Source organism: Citrobacter sp. XT1-2-2, assembly GCF_023516235.1.
Lineage (GTDB): Bacteria > Pseudomonadota > Gammaproteobacteria > Enterobacterales > Enterobacteriaceae > Citrobacter > Citrobacter werkmanii.
In genome coordinates, this window is record NZ_CP097324.1 from 4,296,096 (window position 1) to 4,317,110 (window position 21,015).

Below are 21,015 nucleotides of genomic sequence, written 5' to 3' on the forward strand. Positions count from 1 at the left end.
ACACCGCGCTTATCGGGCATGTTATGCTCCACGTATGAACATTATCTTGCGCGCCACGACTCTGGCAGAAACTGCCGCTCTTCCCGCCATCGAACGATCTGCGGGGCAACGTTTTTTACTCATCCCCGACCTGGCGTGGATTGCTGACGACCAGATTATATCGGCTGCTCAGCATCGGGCATTTGCTGCCGCTGGCATGAGCTGGCTGGCGCAGGTCGATGAGCATCCGGTCGGTTTTTTGGTAGCCGAAACGCTGGGGTCATCGCTGTTTATTGCTGAACTGTCGCTGCATCTGGAGTGGCAGGGAAAAGGAATTGGGCGCAGATTGATTGGCTATGTTGCCGAGCAGGCTCGCGAGAAAGGTTATACGTCACTGACGCTGACCACTTTCCGCGATGTGCCATGGAATGCGCCATTGTATGCGCGACTGGGTTTTGAAATGCTGGCTGACGAGACGCTTTCGCCGGAATTGCGCGAAAAAAGAGCTGAAGAGGTGGCGCACGGGCAGACGTACGAACGACGCTGCGCCATGCGCCTGATGCTGCGTTGATTGCCCGATGGCGGCTACGCCTTATCGGGCATCACAGGCTTAGAACGTTTCCCAGTTATCCCCGGCATCAGTTACCGCTGCTTTACGCGGCTGGACCGTTGAAACTGGTTTAGCGGCGGCAACGTCGCGCGCGCGCTGCTGGTCATGCTGAATACGGAACACGGCTACGGCCTGGGTCAGACGGCTGGCCTGCTCTTCCAGTGCCGCGGCGGCAGCGGCGGATTCTTCCACCAGCGAGGCGTTCTGCTGCGTCACGCGATCCATCTCTGCAACGGCCAGACCCACCTGGTCGATGCCGCGGCTCTGCTCATCAGAGGCGGAGGCAATTTCACCCATGATATCGGTCACGCGGGTTACCGCATTGACGATCTCATCCATGGTTTCACCGGCGCTTTCCACCAGCGTAGACCCCACATCCACACGGCTGACCGAGTCTTCAATCAGGCTCTTGATCTCGCGCGCGGCCTGCGCACTACGCTGGGCCAGGTTACGCACTTCACCCGCAACCACTGCAAAACCACGCCCCTGCTCGCCCGCACGTGCGGCTTCTACCGCGGCGTTGAGCGCCAGAATATTGGTCTGGAAGGCAATACCGTCGATAACGCTAATAATATCGGCGATTTTCTGCGAACTGGAAGCGATGTCGCGCATGGTTTGCACCACGTTATCAACCACTTTACCGCCTTTCTGCGCGGTTTCTGAAGCGCTCAGCGCCAGATGGCTGGCCTGACGCGCGTTTTCGGCGTTCTGCTTCACGGTCGCCGTCAGCTGTTCCATGCTGGCCGCCGTTTCTTCCAGAGAAGCCGCCTGCTGCTCGGTACGCGAGGAGAGATCGTTGTTGCCCATCGCAATCTCGCTGGCGCCGCTGTAAATCGCGTTAGCGCCGTTACGCACGTCACCCACGGTGTTCATCAGTTCACCCTGCATGTGACGCAGGCTTTCCGCCAGCTGTCCAATCTCGTTGGAACCTTCCACCTCAATACGCTTCACCAAATCGCCGCTGGCGATATGACGAATGCTTTCAATCAGGCGGTTCATCGGAGAGATCAGCGTCAGTTTGATACCAAACCACACCGCAACGATAGCGGCCAGCACGGTAATCAGTACACACACCAGCACCCACATCGCCTGGCTATAGGAAGCGTTATTGTCCTCAACCGCGATGTCATACAGGCGATCGTTCTGCTGCATGTAACTCATGTACTGCTTCTCAAAACCGTCCTGATAGCTCTGAGTCGGTTGATCAAAAAACGCGTTGATCTTGCCTTCACCCAGTAACTGGATCAGCTCCGCCAGCGCGCCGTGATAGATGTCATAGGTGCGGTTGATCTCCTGGAACGCGGCTTCGCTTTGACGCGGATCGCGCGGAAGCGACTCGTAAATCGCCCAGTTTTTTTCGGTCAGCTTCAGGGCATTGCTCGCCACCTGCATCAGTTCTGCAACGGTCGCGCCGCTGCCGATGTTGCTCTGATCCATCATGTAGCGAATCCCCGCCCGGTTCAGGGTATTACGCGTTTGCAGTAGCTCAACCCAGGTAGCGTTCAGCGCAGACTGCTGCTGGCGAATGGTTTGCAGAACGGTAAAGTTCTCTTTGTCATTCTTCAGTGAGTTAAAAAACAAGCCGCCTGAGGCGAGCTGTAAAAGGCCAAATAGCGCCAATACCAGCAGTAAGCTGGTAACAATCTTCATTCGTTTTAACATGTTTTCTCTTTCCGCTAGACAGATACTCTGGTTTTCGGCCTGGAAAGAGAAAACTTTATGGTGCCAGCAATTGCTACATAATTATCGTTTCCGCATTAAATTTCGTTCCCTATGACAAATTACGCAAAAAATTACTCGTTCCATTGCGTCTTAGGTGTAGGATTCCCGTTTTTAAGGAAAGGATGCTTGTATGTTGAATCGCGATTTTGATCACCTATCCACCCTCGCGCACCACTTTTTTGAACGTGAAGATATTCGCCAAAAACTTAATATCATCGATCAGTACAACATCTCCGGTTGGGAAGTCTGGATGCAGATAGAATTTGCCAATCTTTTGGCTTCGACGGGTCATGAATGGTGGCGTGAACAAACTCTCGCCTGCGATCTGCGGAAAAATCCACAGCGTTTGTCTGTACGTGCAGATTTCTTGTTGCGGAAAAAAGGCTGGACTCAGGACAGCTACATTGCACTTGAACTCAAGCAGAACCAGGATCCGACAAGTTGCGTCAGAAATATGATTGCGGATTTGGTTAAAAGCGCCAAAATCAAACGTTCAGAATTAGAGCTGCGTAGCTTCTGGACGCTCGGGGTAACACCCCGCATAGACAAAGAGCGCCTCGATGAACTTATTGACCACTATCTGGATGAAAAATATTACCTGACTAAATCACGTAAGAAACATGTGTTGTTAAGAGACATCGAACAAACGCCTTACTGTTATATCGTCATCTAAGTATCTCAGTCAGATACTGTGTCAGTGGGGAAACACGGCATTTAGGCAAGCGAACACTATAATGCCGTGATCTCAATCACATAAACTCCCCCATTCACCCTCATTGCTAACCGCTCACTGACATTTGAGACCGCTTAAGCTGACATACAACCGCTCACTTATTTACCTTACTTTACGCGCGTAATTCTCTGGCAAGATCCCTCCAACATAGCAGTCAATTTACCTCCTCAAACACAAGATCAAACCCACGCGGCTTCGGCCAATTATTAATTAGATACCAGGTTTTACTATGGATACGAAAAAGATATTCAAGCACATACCCTGGGTGATTCTCGGAATCATCGGTGCATTCTGCCTCTCGGTAGTGGCATTACGTCGGGGTGAGCACATTAGTGCCCTGTGGATCGTGGTGGCCTCAGTTTCTGTTTATCTGGTGGCCTATCGTTACTACAGTCTGTACATCGCCCAGAAAGTGATGAAACTTGACCCGACGCGCGCTACGCCAGCGGTCATCAACAATGATGGTCTGAACTACGTTCCTACTAACCGTAACGTATTGTTTGGGCACCACTTTGCCGCTATCGCAGGTGCAGGTCCGCTGGTCGGACCGGTACTGGCTGCGCAGATGGGCTACCTGCCCGGTACGCTATGGCTGCTGGCAGGCGTCGTGCTGGCCGGTGCGGTACAGGACTTCATGGTGCTGTTTATCTCTTCCCGCCGTAACGGTGCCTCTCTGGGCGAGATGATCAAAGAAGAGATGGGCCCAATCCCGGGAACCATTGCCCTGTTCGGCTGCTTCTTAATCATGATCATCATCCTGGCGGTACTGGCGCTGATCGTGGTGAAAGCGCTGGCGGAAAGCCCGTGGGGTGTCTTCACCGTCTGCTCAACCGTACCGATTGCGCTGTTTATGGGGATCTACATGCGATTCCTGCGCCCAGGCCGTGTGGGCGAAGTGTCGGTAATTGGTATTGTGCTGCTGGTAGCTTCAATCTACTTCGGCGGCGTGATTGCGCACGATCCGTTCTGGGGCCCGGCGCTAACCTTTAAAGACACCACCATCACCTTTACCCTGATCGGTTACGCGTTTATCTCTGCGCTGCTGCCGGTATGGCTGATCCTCGCCCCGCGCGACTATCTGGCGACCTTCCTGAAAATCGGCGTTATCGTCGGCCTGGCGGTGGGGATTGTTATCCTCAACCCGGAACTGAAAATGCCGGCGATGACGCAGTACGTTGATGGTACTGGCCCGCTGTGGAAAGGCGCACTGTTCCCGTTCCTGTTCATCACCATCGCCTGTGGTGCGGTATCTGGCTTCCACGCGCTGATTGCTTCCGGTACCACGCCGAAGCTGCTGGCTTGTGAAACCGACGCGCGTTTCATTGGCTATGGCGCAATGCTGATGGAATCCTTCGTGGCGATTATGGCGCTGGTTGCCGCCTCCATCATCGAACCGGGTCTGTACTTCGCGATGAACACCCCGCCTGCGGGCCTTGGCATCACCATGCCGAACCTGCATGAAATGAGCGGTGAGAACGCGCCACTGATTATGGCGCAGTTGAAAGACGTCACCGCACATGCGGCGGCGACCGTCAGCTCCTGGGGCTTCGTGATTTCGCCTGAGCAGATCCTGCAGACCGCGAAAGACATCGGTGAACCGTCCGTTCTGAACCGCGCAGGTGGCGCGCCGACGCTGGCTGTGGGTATCGCTCACGTGTTCCACAAAGTACTGCCGATGGCTGACATGGGTTTCTGGTACCACTTCGGTATTCTGTTTGAAGCACTGTTCATCCTGACCGCACTGGATGCCGGTACCCGTTCTGGCCGCTTTATGCTGCAAGATTTACTGGGTAACTTCGTCCCGTTCCTGAAGAAAACCGACTCTCTGGTGGCGGGTGTCATCGGTACTGCAGGCTGCGTAGGCCTGTGGGGTTACCTGCTGTATCAAGGCGTGGTTGACCCGCTGGGCGGCGTTAAGAGCCTGTGGCCGCTGTTCGGTATCTCTAACCAGATGCTGGCTGCCGTGGCGCTGGTTCTCGGCACCGTGGTGCTGGTTAAAATGCAGCGCACCAAATACATCTGGGTTACCGTGGTTCCGGCAGTATGGCTGCTGATCTGCACCACCTGGGCGCTGGGTCTGAAACTGTTCAGCACCAACCCGCAGATGGAAGGCTTCTTCTTTATGGCGAATCAGTACAAAGAGAAGATTGCTAACGGCGGCGAACTGACCGCTCAGCAGATTGCCAATATGAACCATATCGTCGTCAACAACTACACCAACGCAGGTCTGAGTATTCTGTTCCTGGTGGTGGTGTACAGCATCATTTTCTACGGGTTCCGTACCTGGCAGAAAGCCCGCGCCATCAACGGCCGCTCCGATAAAGAGACGCCGTATGTACCGGTGCCGGAAGGCGGCGTGAAGACCTCGTCACACCACTAAGACGTATTCAGCCCCGCTTCGGCGGGGCTTTTCGCTTATCAGGATTGTTTATGTTTGGTACTTTAGGGCAAGCTAAAAAATATCTCGGTCAGGCGGCGAAGATGCTGATTGGCATTCCGGACTACGACAACTACGTCGAGCACATGAAGACCAACCATCCCGATAAGCCGTACATGACCTACGAAGAATTCTTCCGCGAGCGCCAGGAAGCCCGCTACGGTAGCGGCGGAAGCAGTTGCTGTTAGAAGGAGAAGTAAATGACCCCGATTGCAGTTACCCTACTCACCGGTTTTCTTGGCGCGGGTAAAACCACCCTGCTACGCCATATTCTCAACGAGCAGCACGGTTACAAGATTGCCGTTATCGAAAATGAATTCGGCGAAGTCTCAGTGGACGATCAGCTGATCGGCGACCGCGCCACGCAGATTAAGACCCTGACCAACGGCTGCATTTGCTGTACCCGCTCCAGTGAGCTGGAAGATGCCTTGTTAGACCTGCTCGACAACCTCGACAAAGGCACTATCAATTTTGACCGTCTGGTGATCGAGTGCACCGGCATGGCCGACCCCGGCCCGATTATCCAGACCTTTTTCTCCCATGAAGTGATTTGCGAACGCTACCTGCTGGACGGCGTGATTGCGCTGGTTGACGCGGTGCATGCTGACGATCAGATGAACCAGTTCACCATCGCCCAGTCGCAGGTCGGCTATGCTGACCGCATCCTGCTGACCAAAACCGACGTCGCAGGTGAAAGCGAGAAACTGCGTGAGCGCCTGACGCGCATCAACGCCCGTGCGCCGATTTACACCGTGACGCATGGCGACATCGATCTTTCGCTGCTGTTCGACACCAACGGTTTTATGCTGGAAGAGAACGTGATCAGCGCCAAACCGCGCTTCCACTTTATCGCTGACAAGCAAAACGATATTTCCTCGATCGTCGTCGAACTGGATTATCCGGTGAACATCAGCGACGTGTCGCGCGTAATGGAAAACCTGCTGCTGGAATCCGCCGAGAAGCTGCTGCGCTACAAAGGCATGCTGTGGATTGAAGGCGAGCCCAACCGCCTGCTGTTCCAGGGCGTCCAGCGCCTGTACAGCGCCGACTGGGACCGCCCGTGGGGCGACGAAACGCCGCACAGCCTGCTGGTGTTTATTGGCATTCAGTTGCCGGAAGATGAGATCAGAGCCGCATTTGCGGGATTGAAGAAGTAATCCCCTGCTGAATTGCCCGGTGACGCGATGTGACCGGGCCTGGAAATCCCGCTCCTCGTAGGCCGGATAAGGCGTAGCCGCCATCCGGCATTCCCCTACTCACTCGGTAATCACAAACCGTGTCGCGGCAAAGCAGTTCAACACCCGGTGCACCAGAAACACCATGGTTAACGTTGCCACCAGCGCGACGGTGACGGAGGTGATGCGGTACAGATCGCTGAACACCAGGTCCTGATCCGGGTGCAGGTTCTGGCCAAACATAATGCCGATGGTGGTGATGCTGGCAAACCCCACGCCCGCGCCGACTTTTTCCATGACGTGCAGGCGGGCGCTGAACGCCAGCCCGAGACCGATCAGCGGCATCATCAGCAGCATATGGTTGCTGAAATCATAGATAAGCAGTTGCACCAGCAGAATATACAGACAGGCCAGCACCACGCCGACCACACGCCAGATCGAGCTAATCACCGCCCCGCGATAGTGCATCGGAAACAGGATCAAAATGCCCGCCATCAGAGCTGACAGCGAATCACTCAAATCGCAGATCTGGAAGACCACAAAAATCATCGTCGCCACCGTGCCGGAAAGCAGCGACTCGTGGCGCACCCGGGCGGCATCTTTTTCAATGCGCGGCGGCGGCTGGCGGGGTTCCACGTCCGGGATCAGATAATGCAGCAGCGCGCTCAGCGCCACCGCCATGACGCAGGCCTCCATATTGGAGAACATCAGCGTATGCCAGTTGGTGGTGGGATAGCTCATAAAATTGAGCATCGTGCTCTGGCATACCACGCCCATCGAACCGAGCAGAAACAGTGGCCCTTTGCTCATAAAACGAAAACGCATCACGTACAGGCCGAACGCCACCAGCGTCATGATCAGCGGCCACTGTGAGAGATAGCCGACGATCAGCACCATTTCAACACAGTTTACTGCCGCGCTGAACACAAACTGTGTTGCCACATGGCGGTTGAATACCGGCACCAGCGACAGCAGCATCAGCGGATAAACCACAAAAAATACGCCGTACTGCACGTTGTAGAAGGTTGAGATGCTCAGCGCGATTGTCCCGGCAACGGAGATACGCAGGGTCTGGCGAAAATCATTGGCGGTGTAGACAATATTCCCGTGCGGCGTAAAGACATGGGCCAGCGTGTTAATAGACATAATGCAGCCAGCTAACGAGGTGGATTTGCGCCCCGGCAAAGGTACGGGCGAACATCCCCTCGCTGTTATACAGCTGTACCGTGGCGCGCGCGCCGGTCGGTAACGGCGTGTCGAGCGGTTCGTTCAGCGCCACATGAATACGCATACGCTGGGCATCGCGCACCCAACGGGTTGACTGTTCCGGCTGCGACAGCTGGCCGTTAACCTGCTCCTGGCCCGCCAGAATACCGGCATCGCTGCTGGTAACGCGGGCAGAAAAAACCTTGCCCGGCATGGCGTCGAACACCACGGCGGCATCGGTATCCACGCGAGTATGGCGCAGGCTTTTCTCGCGAAAGTCGGCCACGATATCGGTCTGGTGGCTGACCAGCGCCAGCAGCGGCGTGGCGGCGGTGGCGTACAGTCCGGGGCTAAGCTGGAGATTGCTTACCGTGCCATCAGTTTCTGCATACACTTTGCTCCAGCCAAGGTTCAGTTGCGCCTCTTCCAGCGCGTTACGGTATTTTTGCAGCGTCACGTTGCGCTTGTCATCGCGCTCGCCGCGCTGGATCAGCAGGTTCTGAATACTGGCGTTGAGCGCCGCCACCGACTGCTCGCTGGTCTGCCAGGCGGTGCGCACCTTGTCGAGATCGGATTGCGACACATTCTGCATGGCGCTCAGGCGTTGATAGCGGTCAAAGGTGGTCTTATCGTTACGGGCGTTGAATTGCGCGGTGCGCAGGTTGGCACGCGCAGAGGCGATCTGCGCATCTAATTGCTGGTTGCTCAGCTTCGCCTGCTCAAGGGCAATCTGCGCCGCCTCGACCTTATTGATAAACGGCGTCGGATCCAGTTCGTACAGCAAATCGCCCTTTTTGACCCGGCTATTGTTATGTACATGCACCTGCGAGACATAGCCGGAAACGCGTGAGGAAACGGGTGTTACCACGCGCATCACCGTGGAGTCCGGCGTCAGCGGGATCCAGATATCGGCAACGATAAACCAGGCGAATATTACCAGGAAAGCGGCAATACTCACCCTTACCCAACGGGCAAATTTTTGTTCTGGGGTCATCATAGTTTTTTAGTGTTGATTGTCTTCTTCGCGGATTGTCCGCAAATTGCAGGCGAGTTGATTTAACGTCGCGCTGAAGGCGGCAAGCTCCGCTTCAGGAATGGTACAGGTGACGCGATACTGGTATGTCTCAATCACCCGGTTAAGTACTTCAAGCCTTGTGCGGCCCTGCGCGGTCAGCGTTAACAGTCGGATGCGTTTGTCATAAGGCGATGTGGAACGCAGCAGGTAGCCCTGCTTTTCCAGTAGCGTGAGGGTACGCATCAGCGGCGGCAGTTCAATGCCCTGCACCTGGGCCAGTTCACTGACCGAGACGTTGTCTCCCAGTTGATACAGCTGCATCAATACCGTCCAGCTTGATTGCGTCAGGCCTGTATCGGTGATGGCAGCATCAATAATGGCCCGCCACTGGCGTACCACCATCGCCATGCGCATCCCCATCGGACGGCGGGCAAACAGTTCATCTTCAGTCATGTTTCTTTTTCCTCATTGCTGAGAAGAAAATAATACTTATCATGGTAAGTATCAAGAAACAGACTATCAACAAGCATAAATTGATAAACACCGTGAATATAAAAGAGGCCGAATGCGCTAACACCCGGCCTCTGTCGATAGAAAATAATTACTCCACCTGATCGCGTCGCAGCCCGACGTCACGCAGCCGCTCATCGCTCATCTGTTGCAACAGACACCGAGTTTGCGCCCGTAGCCGCCATGCTTTGTATGCCCGCCAGATCAGTACAAACCCAATGAACGGCTGCTTTGCTTTATTCTCATGAAATTCCATACCTTGCCTCCCGCCTTGCCAGAGGCTTTATCTTCACGGATTTGGGCCTGAACAATACAGACTCACAAAGTACTTTTATTTAACATACAGATTGGTTAAAAAGAGTTCTGCATCGCTTTTTTCACGCCAATCTGTACTGGTTTTTTTATCTGTATGGTACCCATGAGGGATACAGCATGACGCGTTACCAACATCTGGCCAATCTGCTGGCCGAACGCATTGAGCAGGGGCTGTATCGCCATGGCGAAAAATTGCCTTCGGTGCGCAGCCTGAGTCAGGAGCATGGGGTCAGTATCAGTACCGTCCAGCAGGCCTATCAGACGCTGGAACAACTACAGCTGATCACGCCGCAGCCGCGTTCCGGTTATTTTGTCGCGCCACAAAAAGCACAACCGCCGGTGCCGCCGATGTCGCGTCCGGTGCAGCGTCCGGTCGAGATAACCCAGTGGGATCAGGTGCTGGACATGCTGGCAGGTCATGCGGACAAATCGATAATCCCTTTTAGCAGTGGCGTGCCCGATATCAATCAACCCAGCCTGAAGCCACTGTGGCGCGAACTCAGCCGCGTGGCGCAGCATAATCTCAAGGCGGTTCTGGGCTACGATGAATTACCTGGCTGTCGGGAATTGCGTCAACAGATTGCCCGGCTCATGCTGGACGGCGGTTCGATCGTCAATGCGGATGATATTGTGATCACTAATGGCAGCCAGAGCGGAATGTCGCTGGCGCTGCTAACGGTCTGCCAGCCTGGCGATATTGTCGCCGTTGAATCTCCCGCCTACTACGGCACAATGCAGCTGCTACGCGGATTAGGGATCAAAGTTATTGAGATCCCGACCGATCCGGATGCCGGGATCAGCATTGAAGCGCTGGAACTGGCGCTGGATCAGTGGCCGATTAAAGGGGTGATCCTGGTTCCTAACTGCAACAACCCGCTCGGCTTTATTATGCCGGATGCGCGTAAACGCGCTGTGCTCGCCCTCGCCCAGCAGCACGATATTGTTATTTTTGAAGATGATGTGTACGGAGAGCTGGCTACAGAATATCCACGTCCGCGCACAATCCATTCCTGGGACAGCGACGGTCGGGTGCTACTGTGCAGCTCATTTACCAAATCCGTGGCGCCGGGATTGCGCGTCGGTTGGGTTATTCCCGGTCGTTATCATGATAAATTTCTGCATATGAAATATGCCGTCATCGGCACTAACGTTCCTGCTACACAGCTGGCGGCCGCCACCTTCGTGCGCGAGGGGCATTATCATCGTCATGTTCGCCGTATGCGTCAGATCTACCAGCGGAATATGGAGATCTATACCTGCTGGGTACGGGAATATTTCCCCTGCGGGATCTGCGTCACCCGGCCGAAAGGTGGCTTTATGCTGTGGGTTGAATTACCACAGCAGGTCGATATGGTCTGCGTCGCCAAACAGCTCTGTCGCCTGAAAATCCAGGTCGCGCCTGGCTCGCTATTCTCCGCATCCGGTAAATACCGCAACTGCGTACGCATCAATTGTGCGTTGCCGCCAGACGAGAAGCATCGGGAAGTCATGCAAAAGCTCGGCGAGGCGGTAAAGGTGGCGATAGAGTAAGTCGGTATACCCGATGCTGCTGGGCAGGCGAATGCACGGTTTAAGTCATCTCTAATGGCTTAACCCCTGGATATCCTCAGCGGAAAGTCGGGTAATTTTTTGTACCGTGCTGATATCGATGCCATCTGCCAGCATGGTGCAAGCAATACGGAGCGCCTCAGTTCGCTGCCCCTCTATCAGCCCTTCTTGTTTACCTTCCTGTTTACCTTCTTGTTTACCTTCCTGCAGACCTTTTAGCCATCCTTTTTGAAAACCTGCCTCATGCAATCTGTCCGCGATCGTCATCAAATGCTCCTTATGTTGCGGTGAACGTTCGGCAACCCCACGAATAAACTCACTGAATCGAGGTGCATCGCCAGTTTGCAAAATATAATTAAACAGCGTCTTTATCTGGCTGTCATTAGTCAGTCCAGTAAGTAGCAGGGAAACAATTTGTTCAACAAGCCCCATAAGGACGCCACCCCCTCACCTGCAACTTTCTTTCTTTGCGAGGCGATTTCAGAGATAAAAACGTCCCTTTGTAACGTCCGCATTTATCTGGAACGTATCACGCAGAATCACGACCTCAATGCACATTCCCGCTTTTTCATCGCACGCCCTGTGCTATAACAAATCATCACTTTCATGGAGGGCGCGATGTGACGCATACCCGGGATATTCCACAATCGTTCTGGCGTGACGCGCAGTTGCCGTGGCTGGAGCTGCGCAGCACCTGGCGTAGTCATCAAGCCTATAAACGTCATCATCATTCTCAGCTCTCGGTTGGAGCAATTCTTGAAGGTGAGACGTGCTGCCAGTGTGATGGCAAAGAATACCTCCTGAGCTCAGGCGACCTCATTGTGATCCCATCGCTGGCACCTCACAGCTGTAACCCCGTTAATGGGCGGTTTCGCAGTTACCATATGCTCTATCTTGATGCCCGGTGGTGCCTGGCCCATCTGCCTGCGCTGAGCAGCAATCAGCAGCTTTACCCACGTAATCCCGTTATCCGCGATCCGCAATTATTCCAGCGCTATTTGCGCCTCGTGGCGCTCATGCAGCGGCAACAAACGACACAGATAACCGATGCCGCGCAGGCACTGCTGCGCTCGCTGCCCTTGCAATCGGTAAAAGCGGAAAACCTTAGCGCTGCCAGCGCGTATCTGCGTGAACGGTTGCAGTCCTGTTTGTTTGCGCCCCCCTCGCTGGACGATCTGGCTTATGAATGCCACATGCGTAAAGAGACGCTGATCCGTAACTTTAAGCAGGACACCGGCCTGACGCCGGGGAGTTATCTGAATATCCTGAGAGTTAACTATGCCCGCCAGCGGCTGCGGGCCGGGGACGAAATTGCGGATGTCGGCTACCAGAGCGGGTTTGCCGACCAAAGCCATTTCCATCGCACCTTTGTGCGCTACACCGCGGCTACACCGCGTCAGTATGCATTAGGACGATCAATATCAGACAATAATTAGCGCGGCATCAGGCGTAGGGTGAACTCGGATTCCTGCTCTGAGGTCACTATGTCACTGCTTGCTGAACTTTTTCCGTCTGCGTTTCCCGCGCTGGCGCTGGCGCATTTTGTCGCACTCCTCAGCCCGGGTCCGGACTTCTTTTTACTGGTCGGCTATGCCGTACGTTACCGGATGCGCGGCAGCGCCGGGCTGTGCGTGGGGATCGCCATCGGCAACGGGCTGTATATCCTGCTGGCGATTATCGGTTGGGGGATCCTGCGTCAGCTTCCTCTGCTGTTTACAGTTATTGAGCTATTGGGCGCACTCTATTTATTGTGGATTGGCAGTCTGCTGATACGCAGCCGCCCACAAACTCTGACCGGAGCAGACGCCCAGTCGACCTGCCCAGGATTTGGCAAACAGCTGCTGCTGGGGTTAGCTTCGTCACTACTCAACCCTAAAAATGCGTTGTTTTATCTGGCGCTAATGACCGCCCTGCTCGGCCCGTCGGTGACGTTGCTGCAACAAAGCATGAGCGGGATATGGATGACCAGCGTGGTGCTGTTCTGGGATCTGTTGATCGTCATGTTCATCGGTTTACCGCAGATCCAGCGACGCTTAACCAGAGGAATATTGTGGGTAGAGCGTATCGCCGGCGGCGTGCTGATCATCTTCGGTTGTGCCATCGCGCTGCGTTTTTTGCAAAACATCTTACTCTGATAAACGTGGCGATTATCTGCAAATAAACCGGATAAACTCGTTTAATTAATATCCAATCCACATTACACTGCAAATGGTTGCTACCCGTTCAACTTACTCTTCTTGAGGTGCGATGTGCTGATTGTTACCTGTAATCGTTACGCTTTCTGACCCTGCGTTAGTGAGCGTTTCTCCTGTTTGCGCTTCACGCCGACAGCGTTTTTGATTACATGAAATTCAGTACATTTGCAGTCTGCTTTTATTCTGTCATCGGCCTGACGTCTCAAAGACGGTATTGAATTTCGCTATTCCCGTTGAGGGTTTTCTCCCGACAAGGAGCTGTTTTATGCAACGGATTCTCGCGTTTTTCTCCCAACGCGCTACGACGCTATTTTTTCCTATTGCGTTGATTTTGTATGATTTCGCCGCCTATCTGTCGACGGACTTGATCCAGCCCGGCATCATTAATGTCGTACGCGATTTCAACGCCGATGTCAGTCTGGCGCCCGCGGCGGTCAGTCTCTATCTGGCTGGTGGTATGGCGCTGCAATGGTTGTTAGGACCGCTTTCCGATCGGATTGGCCGCCGTCCGGTACTGATTGCGGGAGCGCTAATTTTTACGCTCGCCTGCGCTGCCACATTGTTCACCACCTCGATGACGCAATTTCTGGTCGCCCGTTTTGTGCAGGGCACCAGCATCTGTTTTATCGCCACCGTCGGCTATGTCACGGTGCAGGAGGCATTTGGGCAAACAAAGGCTATTAAGCTGATGGCGGTAATCACCTCCATTGTGCTGGTGGCGCCGGTTATCGGCCCGCTTTCCGGAGCAGCGCTGATGCATTTTGTACACTGGAAGATCTTGTTTGCCATTATCGCCGTCATGGGGCTTATCGCACTCATTGGACTCACGTTAGCAATGCCAGAAACCGTCCAGCGTGGCGCGGTGCCGTTCAGTGCGCGCAGCGTCTTACGTGATTTTCGCGACGTTTTCCGCAACCGGGTGTTCCTGTTTGGCGCAGCCACGCTGTCGTTGAGCTATATCCCGATGATGAGTTGGGTGGCAGTCTCACCGGTGATCCTCATTGATGCTGGCGGCATGACCACATCCCAGTTTGCCTGGGCGCAGGCGCCGGTGTTTGGCGCGGTGATCGTCGCCAATATGGTGGTCGTCCGCTTCGTGAAGGATCCGACCCGGCCACGCTTTATCTGGCGAGCGGTTCCCATTCAGTTGAGCGGGCTGGCGGTATTGATTGCTGGCAATTTACTGTGGCCGCACGTGTGGTTGTGGTCAGTACTGGGGACCAGCCTGTATGCGTTTGGCATTGGAATGATCTTCCCAACGTTATTCCGCTTTACACTATTTTCCAACAACTTACCGAAGGGTACGGTTTCGGCGTCGTTGAATATGGTGATCCTGACGGTGATGGCGGTTTCTGTCGAAATTGGGCGTTGGTTATGGTTCAACGGCGGCAGGATTTCGTTTCATCTGCTGGCGGTGGTGGCAGGTATTGCCGTCGTGTTCACGCTGGCAGGCTTACTGAAGCGCGTACGTCAGCATGAGGCAACCGCATTAGCCGCAGAGAGTTAACCTTCTACGAACTACCCCCATTCGTGAACACTGATATTGTGTTTAGCGGTCGGGGGCAATCCATCATAGTGCATCTACTTTTAATCATCTGACGAGAGATAACGGAACTTCCGCATCGGGTTCATGCGTGATCCGATTACGCAGGTCGCGGCGAATCATTTCAATGACCCAAAACCAGAAAATATGCCCAATAATTTCCGACACATATTCATCAAATGGCAGCTGAGACAAGGGCGGCGAAAGATGTAGTGCGGGAATGAACATGCCATGAACTGCCACCGTCACGATTAAACCTGCCAGTACCCCCTGCCAAAGTTTAACTTTTGGAAAAATTTCAGCTGCAACGCAATACCCGACTGCAAACACTAATGAAAATATGATGTGCGTAACCATAACCGGATTAATCACATGTTCAGAAAAGGTATAGACCGTTTGCGTGGGATCAATCCCCAAATAGTCTCTGAGAAAAAGGTACGGAGGATTAAACTCATTTCTTCCCAGAGAAAATGTCCTGGGTGGAAGAGGAACTTCGGCCCCCCACTTAACAAATGCAGAAAGTACGCCAGACACGATGCCGACTAACACGGCAACGCCATAATGGCGGCGTTCAGTTGGTGTCCTCGTGAATAAATCTTTCAGCTTCATAACTCATCATCCCCTCTGTGCCAGTAACCCTAAAAATCAGTAACTATGCTATCCAGGAGGGATGATAAAAATTGTGATTAAGATTATCTTTGATAAAAAATGATCTAAAATGACTAATTATGAGTTAATTTGATTGTAAATATAACGTCACCGCGTATGTCATGCAGGCGTTTTATCCGGCCTACTGGCTTACGTAGGCCGGATAAGGATCAACGCCATCCGGCAGCGAGTCTGTCACCTCACGCGATGCGCGCAAACCCCGCTTCCAGATCGGCAATCAGATCGTCAACATCTTCCAGACCAATATGCACCCTGACCAGCGTGCCGCTGAAATCAACCTCTCCGGCCGGGCGAATGCTGTTCAGCTCTTCCGGTTGATTCGCCAGAATGAGTGACTCAAAACCGCCCCAAGAATAGGCCATATGGAACAGCGAGAAATTATCGAGGAAATTCGCCATCTGCTCGTCGGTCAGTCTCTTTTTCAGCACAAACGAGAACAGGCCTGAGCTTCCGGCAAAGTCACGTTGAAAATACTCGTGTCCCGGACATTCCGCTAATGCAGGATGATTCACCCGCGCCACTTCCGGCCTTGCCGACAGCCAGCGAGCAATGTGAATACTGCTCTCCTGATGCTGCTTCAGACGTACCGCCAGCGTACGTAATCCGCGGCTACCGTTGTAGGCTGTGTCGGCATCCAGCGTTTGCCCCATCAGATAGGAGTTCTCTCGCAAACGGTCCCAACAGCGGGCGTTAGACACCGCCGTTCCCAGCATGCCATCCGAATGGCCTATGGTGTACTTGGTTCCTGCCTGAATGGAAATATCCACCCCGAAATCCAGTGCTTTGAAGAGAACACCCGCCGCCCAGGTATTGTCGATCATAATGACAATCTCCGGATTCACCGCGCGAATAGCCTTCACCATTCCCGGTACATCCTGGACTTCCATCGTGATAGAACTTGGTGATTCGAGGAACACCACCTTCGTTTCCGGACGCAGAAGATCAACGATCCCAGCCCCAATCAACGGATCGTAATACGTTGTTTCTACGTTAAATTTACTCAGGATCTTATTGCAAAAATCCTGAGTTGGCTCGTAGGCTGCGCCCGTCATCAAAATATGATCGCCGCTTTGGACGAACGCCAGAATCGCATTGGTCACCGCTGCGGCTCCACACGGATACAGCGCGCAGCCGACACCGCCTTCCAGCTCACTCATGGCTTTCTGGAAGGCAAAATGCGTATAGGTTCCGCGACGACCGTAAAACAGTTCGCCGTTAGCACGGTTGGCGGTGGCAAATTTCTTATCCTTCACGGTATCGAACACCAGCGAAGAGGCGCGTTGGATCACCGGATTCACCGCTCCCTGGGTATAGCGTTTGTCGCGACCAGCAACGACCAGATGCGTTTCAAGCTTCATAGCGTCTTTCATAACTTCTCCTGTTCTTAATCCGTGTGAAAACCTATACCACCGCAGCAGTAGAGTTTATTTCAGTGTTGGTCTGCTTTTTTCCAGCGAACCGTTCGACAATCTGTGCCGCGTTCAAATCATGGATGACGTTAATCAATGTAGCTGGCGCATCGGTAATGGTGCCCAGTACCACCAGCATCGGGATCGCTTCCATCGGCAGACCCAACGTGGTGACGATAAAGATCTCGCCAAGGAACGCCCCACCGGGTACGCCGCCGACGATAATGGCGGAGAGCACCGCAATCAGCATCGTCAGGAAGAAGGTTTCGGTGGTGAACTCCATACCCAGCACGGAATAGATAAAGACAATTTTCAGTGCGGCTATCATCGCCACGCCGCCTTTATTCAGGTTCACCAGCAGCGGAATGGAGACATCAACGATTTCCGGGTTGATCCCCATCGCTTTACCGGCGCGCAGCGTCACCGGGAGCGTACCCAGCGAAGAACAGGTCCCCAGCGCGGTTGCAGAGGGTTCAATCGCGTTACGCCAAAAGGCTTTCACCGCCGGAATACCGCCGCCAATGTACGAATAGAGAATAGAGCCAAAAACAAAGTAGACCAGCGTAGCAACCATAAACAGGCCAATTGCGCGGGCAAAGGTTAGCAGCAGAGCAGAGTCCTGGCTGGCCATGGTGGCGGCGAAGTAGCAGCCCAGACCAATCGGCGCAACCTTCATGATGATTGAGACGATCTTCATGATCACCGTGTTGGCATCTTCCAGCAGTGAGGCAATGCGTTTCCCAGCCTGATCCGATTGGCCAATCGCCACACCCGCAATGATCGCCATCACGATCAGCGCCAGGATATTGGACTTAGAAAACAGTCCAATAAAGTCGCTGGTGGTAATCATGCTCACAAAATCCATCTTGCCGCTGCCCGCCTGCACGGACTGCGAGAGATCGATAGTGACGCCCTGCGCCGGGTTATACCAGAGCGCCAGCGCGACGATCCCGGCCGCCGGAATAAAGGCCATCGCGATCGAAACAATAAAGATAATCGCCATAATGCGTCCCAGCCTTTTCAGGTCGGTCATACTGGCGATCGAAGACATAACGCTGATCCCCACCAGCGGCACAATAATCATAAATAACAGGTTTAAGAATATCTGACCTATTGGCTGGAGTTTACCTGCCAACGATGGGGCATAAATACCTAATAAGCCGCCAATCACCAGAGCAACTAATAAAATAATCGACGATCTGTAGGGTTCGAGTCGTGACCACATAATCGGTACCTTTAGAATAATAATTAATGAGATTAAATTCACAATGTGATGAGTTGCCGTTGCGCCTCCTGTTATTTTGTGACGTAACTCACCTAAGTTGTTATTTTTTCATTTTGCCAGTAAGTTGTTTCCTGTGATTCAATAGTTGCATGTTTAAAAGCCGAATGTAACGGCCTATTCGTACCGTTTTTGCAAATCACTTGTGAATTAAAGGAAACTATGAGTACGCCGATTTCACTCAAGCATCTGGAATTTTTTACGAAAATCGTCGATTGCGGGGGGCTGTCGGAAGCCGCGACGCAGCTCAATGTCTCGCCGTCTGCGGTCAGTAAAAGCCTGGCCGCGATGGAAGACACGCTGGGGACGACGTTAATTAAACGCACCACCCGCAGTATTACCCTGACCGACGCCGGGCAATATCTCTTCAACCGCGCTAATAAGCTTTTGAAAGAATTCGATGAAACGCTGAATACCACTTCCGGTTATTACCACAGTCCACAGGGTGAATTACGTATAACCTGCTCAATTGCGTTTGGTTATTCCCGACTGGTGAACCTGGTGGATAAATATCGCGCTCAGTTCCCGGATGTGAATTTATATATCGATCTCAACGATAACTTCGTGAATCTGAACGAAACGGATTTCGACATCGCTCTGCGCATTTCTACCGCGCCGCCGCAGAACTATGCCATGCGCAAGCTGGTGCCTGTCCGCTGGGCGTACTGCGCCTCACCCGGCTACCTTGCCAAAAAAGGCATGCCCCAGCGCCGCAGCGATCTGGTCAACCATGATTGCCTGGTGTATCCGGGTCTCACGCCAGTGCTGAAAGTGGCTGATGAACAGGATCGTCTGCATCAGCTCAAACTGCATATGCCGATCCAGGCCAATAGCAGCCTGGTATTACTGAAGTCGGTACTGGAAGATCAGGGCGTGGCGTACTTGCCGACCTACCTGATTGGCGATCATATTCAAAAAGAAGAAATAACACCGTTGATGCTCGACGGCACCATCACCTGTGAAACTCATGCTCTGTATGCGCTCTATTTTCCCAGTAAGTACAGCAACCCCAAGGTACGATCGTTTATCGATTTTCTGGTAGCGGAACTCGGTCCCTTACCTGCCTGGGACAACTGGATCCCGGAGTAAGATCTGGTCGCCTAAAAACGAGGGCCGCACCACATTTTTTGCACGATCCTGTCGTCTGGCTCTATTCTTAAGCCTATGAATAAAATTGCTGAACTCAAACGCGCCAAACGACTGGCGCTCTCATTGCTGCTGATTGCCGCCGCCACTTTCGTTATCACGCTGTTTCTGCCGCCTAACTTCTGGGTGCTCGGAATCAAAGCGATCGCTGAAGCGGCGATGGTCGGCGCACTGGCGGACTGGTTTGCCGTGGTGGCGCTTTTTCGCCGGGTGCCGATCCCTTTTATCTCGCAACATACGGCGATTATCCCACGCAATAAGGATCGGATCGGGGAAAATCTCGGTCAGTTTGTGCAGGAAAAATTTCTCGACACTCAGTCCCTGGTCACGCTGATCCGCCGCCATGAACCGGCGCTGTTGATCGGGAACTGGTTCAGCCAGCCGGAAAACGCCCGGCGTATCGGCCAGCACCTGCTGCAAATTATGAGCGGTTTTCTCGAACTGACCGACGACGCCCGCATTCAGCGGCTGATCAAGCGGGCAGTGCACAAGGCCATCGATAAAGTTGATCTCTCTGAAACCAGCGCATTGATGCTGGAAAGCATGACCAAAAACAATCGCCATCAGGTGCTGCTCGACACGCTGATCGCCCAACTGATCTCTCTGTTACAACGCGATAGCTCGCGGGCATTTATCGCCCGGCAGATCGTGCACTGGCTGGAGACCGAACATCCGCTGAAAGCGAAGATCCTGCCGACAGAATGGCTGGGCGAGCACAGCGCCGAACTGGTTTCTGACGCCGTAAACTCTTTGCTGGATGACATCAGCCACGATCGCGCCCATCAGATCCGCCACGCCTTCGATCGCGCGACGTTTAAGCTCATCGATAAGCTCAAACACGATCCGGAAATGGCCGTGCGAGCGGAAAGCCTCAAAAGCTATCTGAAAGAAGACGAAGCCTTCAACCGTTATCTCGGCGAGCTGTGGGCAGACCTGCGTCAGTGGCTGAAAACCGATATCAACGCCGATGATTCTCGCGTGAAGCAGCGCATTGCCAATGCCGGGCAGTGGTTCGGCGAAACGCTGGTTGCCGACAGCGCCCTGCGCGCTTCATTGAATGGGCATCTGGAGCAGGCCGCGCATAAGGTTGCGCCGGAGTTTGCCACCTTCCTGACGCGCCACATTAGCGACACGGTGAAAAGCTGGGATGCGCGCGATATGTCACAGCAAATTGAGCTAAACATTGGCAAAGATTTGCAGTTTATTCGCGTCAACGGCACGCTGGTCGGCGGTTCTATTGGGCTGCTGTTATATCTGCTGTCGCAAATTCCTTCCCTGCTGACGCTGGCGAATCTTTAAGGGGACCACCTTGCTGGTGATGCCGCTCGCCCGTCAACTTAGCGTGCCGCGCAATATTAATCTGCAGGGAAGCGGCGCTCAGGCCATCATTAGCGCCACGCTGCGTGGTGCCGTTGCGTTGTTTTTTGCTGCGATTATCAGCCTCACGCAATTATATAAACAGCGATTCGCTAACCCTAAAAGGGTATAAATTCATTACCAGGTCTATTCAAACCAGTCCGT

19 protein-coding genes and 2 pseudogenes are annotated in these 21,015 nt (G+C 53.6%); 12 read left to right on the forward strand and 9 right to left on the reverse strand.

What is annotated here, in order from left to right; all coding sequences use genetic code 11:
• Nucleotides 1-34: 34 nt before the first annotated feature.
• Complete coding sequence (locus M4I31_RS20440; protein ID WP_085048366.1) at nucleotides 35-550, forward strand: GNAT family N-acetyltransferase; 516 nt, start codon at nucleotides 35-37, stop codon at nucleotides 548-550.
• Nucleotides 551-589: 39 nt separating this feature from the next.
• Here the strand turns inward: M4I31_RS20440 and tsr are convergent, their stop codons facing one another.
• Nucleotides 590-2,251, reverse strand: coding sequence for a methyl-accepting chemotaxis protein (gene tsr / locus M4I31_RS20445; protein ID WP_038636951.1), 1,662 nt, complete (start codon nucleotides 2,249-2,251; stop codon nucleotides 590-592).
• Nucleotides 2,252-2,441: 190 nt separating this feature from the next.
• On the opposite strand from tsr, the gene M4I31_RS20450 reads away from it, so the two are divergent.
• From M4I31_RS20450 to yjiA, 4 genes are all read left to right on the forward strand, one after another.
• Entirely contained in the window at nucleotides 2,442-2,984 is a 543-nt protein-coding gene (locus M4I31_RS20450) for a hypothetical protein (RefSeq protein ID WP_069324113.1), read from the forward strand.
• Between the two features lie 289 nt (nucleotides 2,985-3,273).
• A complete protein-coding gene (btsT, locus tag M4I31_RS20455) occupies nucleotides 3,274-5,424 on the forward strand; it encodes a pyruvate/proton symporter BtsT (protein ID WP_038636946.1) in 2,151 nt (716 codons plus the stop codon).
• 50 nt (nucleotides 5,425-5,474) lie between these two features.
• Nucleotides 5,475-5,669, forward strand: coding sequence for a YbdD/YjiX family protein (locus tag M4I31_RS20460; RefSeq protein ID WP_003830038.1), 195 nt, complete (start codon nucleotides 5,475-5,477; stop codon nucleotides 5,667-5,669).
• A gap of 12 nt (nucleotides 5,670-5,681) precedes the next feature.
• A complete protein-coding gene (gene yjiA, locus M4I31_RS20465; protein WP_085048367.1) occupies nucleotides 5,682-6,638 on the forward strand; it encodes a GTPase in 957 nt (318 codons plus the stop codon).
• A gap of 99 nt (nucleotides 6,639-6,737) precedes the next feature.
• On the opposite strand, the gene M4I31_RS20470 is transcribed toward yjiA, so the two are convergent.
• From M4I31_RS20470 to M4I31_RS20485, 4 genes are all read right to left on the reverse strand, one after another.
• Complete coding sequence (locus tag M4I31_RS20470; RefSeq protein WP_085048368.1) at nucleotides 6,738-7,802, reverse strand: DUF2955 domain-containing protein; 1,065 nt, start codon at nucleotides 7,800-7,802, stop codon at nucleotides 6,738-6,740.
• A complete protein-coding gene (locus M4I31_RS20475) occupies nucleotides 7,792-8,859 on the reverse strand; it encodes an HlyD family secretion protein (RefSeq protein ID WP_085048369.1) in 1,068 nt (355 codons plus the stop codon). Before M4I31_RS20475 ends, M4I31_RS20470 begins: the two co-directional genes overlap by 11 nt.
• Nucleotides 8,860-8,865: 6 nt before the next feature.
• Nucleotides 8,866-9,330: a MarR family winged helix-turn-helix transcriptional regulator gene (locus M4I31_RS20480; protein ID WP_085048370.1), complete on the reverse strand. Its 465-nt coding sequence runs from the start codon at nucleotides 9,328-9,330 to the stop codon at nucleotides 8,866-8,868.
• A 148-nt stretch (nucleotides 9,331-9,478) separates the two neighbouring features.
• Nucleotides 9,479-9,643, reverse strand: a complete 165-nt coding sequence (locus M4I31_RS20485) for a DUF1127 domain-containing protein (RefSeq protein WP_069324123.1) — start codon at nucleotides 9,641-9,643, stop codon at nucleotides 9,479-9,481.
• 176 nt (nucleotides 9,644-9,819) lie between these two features.
• On the opposite strand from M4I31_RS20485, the gene M4I31_RS20490 reads away from it, so the two are divergent.
• Nucleotides 9,820-11,232 (forward strand): PLP-dependent aminotransferase family protein, encoded by a 1,413-nt coding sequence (locus tag M4I31_RS20490; RefSeq protein ID WP_069324124.1) that lies wholly within the window; start codon nucleotides 9,820-9,822, stop codon nucleotides 11,230-11,232.
• A gap of 51 nt (nucleotides 11,233-11,283) precedes the next feature.
• On the opposite strand, the pseudogene M4I31_RS20495 reads toward M4I31_RS20490, so the two are convergent.
• A pseudogene (locus tag M4I31_RS20495) lies at nucleotides 11,284-11,685 on the reverse strand (ISNCY family transposase); the annotation flags it as partial.
• 185 nt (nucleotides 11,686-11,870) lie between these two features.
• Here M4I31_RS20495 and M4I31_RS20500 point away from each other — a divergent pair.
• The 3 genes from M4I31_RS20500 to mdtM all read left to right on the forward strand — a co-directional run bounded on the left by M4I31_RS20500 (nucleotide 11,871) and on the right by mdtM (nucleotide 14,952).
• On the forward strand, nucleotides 11,871-12,686 hold the full coding sequence (locus M4I31_RS20500) for an AraC family transcriptional regulator (protein ID WP_085048371.1): 816 nt from the start codon (nucleotides 11,871-11,873) through the stop codon (nucleotides 12,684-12,686).
• Nucleotides 12,687-12,734: 48 nt separating this feature from the next.
• Nucleotides 12,735-13,385, forward strand: a complete 651-nt coding sequence (locus M4I31_RS20505) for a LysE family translocator (RefSeq protein ID WP_085048372.1) — start codon at nucleotides 12,735-12,737, stop codon at nucleotides 13,383-13,385.
• 325 nt (nucleotides 13,386-13,710) lie between these two features.
• Complete coding sequence (gene mdtM, locus M4I31_RS20510) at nucleotides 13,711-14,952, forward strand: multidrug efflux MFS transporter MdtM (protein ID WP_038636916.1); 1,242 nt, start codon at nucleotides 13,711-13,713, stop codon at nucleotides 14,950-14,952.
• 84 nt (nucleotides 14,953-15,036) lie between these two features.
• Here the strand turns inward: mdtM and M4I31_RS20515 are convergent, their stop codons facing one another.
• The 3 genes from M4I31_RS20515 to M4I31_RS20525 form a co-directional block, all read right to left on the reverse strand.
• Nucleotides 15,037-15,597 (reverse strand): DUF1440 domain-containing protein, encoded by a 561-nt coding sequence (locus tag M4I31_RS20515; RefSeq protein WP_085048373.1) that lies wholly within the window; start codon nucleotides 15,595-15,597, stop codon nucleotides 15,037-15,039.
• A 239-nt stretch (nucleotides 15,598-15,836) separates the two neighbouring features.
• The gene (gene metC, locus M4I31_RS20520; RefSeq protein ID WP_038636913.1) at nucleotides 15,837-17,027 is read right to left on the reverse strand and encodes a cystathionine beta-lyase; all 1,191 of its coding nucleotides are present in this window, start codon (nucleotides 17,025-17,027) and stop codon (nucleotides 15,837-15,839) included.
• 31 nt (nucleotides 17,028-17,058) lie between these two features.
• The gene (locus M4I31_RS20525) at nucleotides 17,059-18,291 is read right to left on the reverse strand and encodes a dicarboxylate/amino acid:cation symporter (RefSeq protein WP_038636908.1); all 1,233 of its coding nucleotides are present in this window, start codon (nucleotides 18,289-18,291) and stop codon (nucleotides 17,059-17,061) included.
• A 219-nt stretch (nucleotides 18,292-18,510) separates the two neighbouring features.
• Between M4I31_RS20525 and M4I31_RS20530 the strand changes: the two genes are divergently transcribed.
• The 3 genes and pseudogenes from M4I31_RS20530 to M4I31_RS20540 all read left to right on the forward strand — a co-directional run.
• The gene (locus tag M4I31_RS20530; protein WP_085048374.1) at nucleotides 18,511-19,437 is read left to right on the forward strand and encodes a LysR family transcriptional regulator; all 927 of its coding nucleotides are present in this window, start codon (nucleotides 18,511-18,513) and stop codon (nucleotides 19,435-19,437) included.
• Between the two features lie 75 nt (nucleotides 19,438-19,512).
• Nucleotides 19,513-20,793 (forward strand): DUF445 domain-containing protein, encoded by a 1,281-nt coding sequence (locus M4I31_RS20535; protein WP_085048375.1) that lies wholly within the window; start codon nucleotides 19,513-19,515, stop codon nucleotides 20,791-20,793.
• Nucleotides 20,789-20,983: pseudogene (locus tag M4I31_RS20540) on the forward strand (MFS transporter); the annotation flags it as partial. The gene M4I31_RS20535 and the pseudogene M4I31_RS20540, both read left to right, overlap by 5 nt.
• Nucleotides 20,984-21,015: the final 32 nt, after the last annotated feature.

Excerpts from the sequence above, each read along its gene's own strand:
- M4I31_RS20440 (WP_085048366.1), top strand. The coding sequence starts at position 35 with ATGAACATTATCTTGCGCGCCACGACTCTGGCAGAAACTGCCGCTCTT.
- tsr (WP_038636951.1), bottom strand. The coding sequence starts at position 2,251 with ATGTTAAAACGAATGAAGATTGTTACCAGCTTACTGCTGGTATTGGCG.
- M4I31_RS20450 (WP_069324113.1), top strand. The coding sequence starts at position 2,442 with ATGTTGAATCGCGATTTTGATCACCTATCCACCCTCGCGCACCACTTT.
- btsT (WP_038636946.1), top strand. The coding sequence starts at position 3,274 with ATGGATACGAAAAAGATATTCAAGCACATACCCTGGGTGATTCTCGGA.
- M4I31_RS20460 (WP_003830038.1), top strand. The coding sequence starts at position 5,475 with ATGTTTGGTACTTTAGGGCAAGCTAAAAAATATCTCGGTCAGGCGGCG.
- yjiA (WP_085048367.1), top strand. The coding sequence starts at position 5,682 with ATGACCCCGATTGCAGTTACCCTACTCACCGGTTTTCTTGGCGCGGGT.
- M4I31_RS20470 (WP_085048368.1), bottom strand. The coding sequence starts at position 7,802 with ATGTCTATTAACACGCTGGCCCATGTCTTTACGCCGCACGGGAATATT.
- M4I31_RS20475 (WP_085048369.1), bottom strand. The coding sequence starts at position 8,859 with ATGATGACCCCAGAACAAAAATTTGCCCGTTGGGTAAGGGTGAGTATT.
- M4I31_RS20480 (WP_085048370.1), bottom strand. The coding sequence starts at position 9,330 with ATGACTGAAGATGAACTGTTTGCCCGCCGTCCGATGGGGATGCGCATG.
- M4I31_RS20485 (WP_069324123.1), bottom strand. The coding sequence starts at position 9,643 with ATGGAATTTCATGAGAATAAAGCAAAGCAGCCGTTCATTGGGTTTGTA.
- M4I31_RS20490 (WP_069324124.1), top strand. The coding sequence starts at position 9,820 with ATGACGCGTTACCAACATCTGGCCAATCTGCTGGCCGAACGCATTGAG.
- M4I31_RS20505 (WP_085048372.1), top strand. The coding sequence starts at position 12,735 with ATGTCACTGCTTGCTGAACTTTTTCCGTCTGCGTTTCCCGCGCTGGCG.
- mdtM (WP_038636916.1), top strand. The coding sequence starts at position 13,711 with ATGCAACGGATTCTCGCGTTTTTCTCCCAACGCGCTACGACGCTATTT.
- M4I31_RS20515 (WP_085048373.1), bottom strand. The coding sequence starts at position 15,597 with ATGAAGCTGAAAGATTTATTCACGAGGACACCAACTGAACGCCGCCAT.
- metC (WP_038636913.1), bottom strand. The coding sequence starts at position 17,027 with ATGAAAGACGCTATGAAGCTTGAAACGCATCTGGTCGTTGCTGGTCGC.
- M4I31_RS20525 (WP_038636908.1), bottom strand. The coding sequence starts at position 18,291 with ATGTGGTCACGACTCGAACCCTACAGATCGTCGATTATTTTATTAGTT.
- M4I31_RS20530 (WP_085048374.1), top strand. The coding sequence starts at position 18,511 with ATGAGTACGCCGATTTCACTCAAGCATCTGGAATTTTTTACGAAAATC.
- M4I31_RS20535 (WP_085048375.1), top strand. The coding sequence starts at position 19,513 with ATGAATAAAATTGCTGAACTCAAACGCGCCAAACGACTGGCGCTCTCA.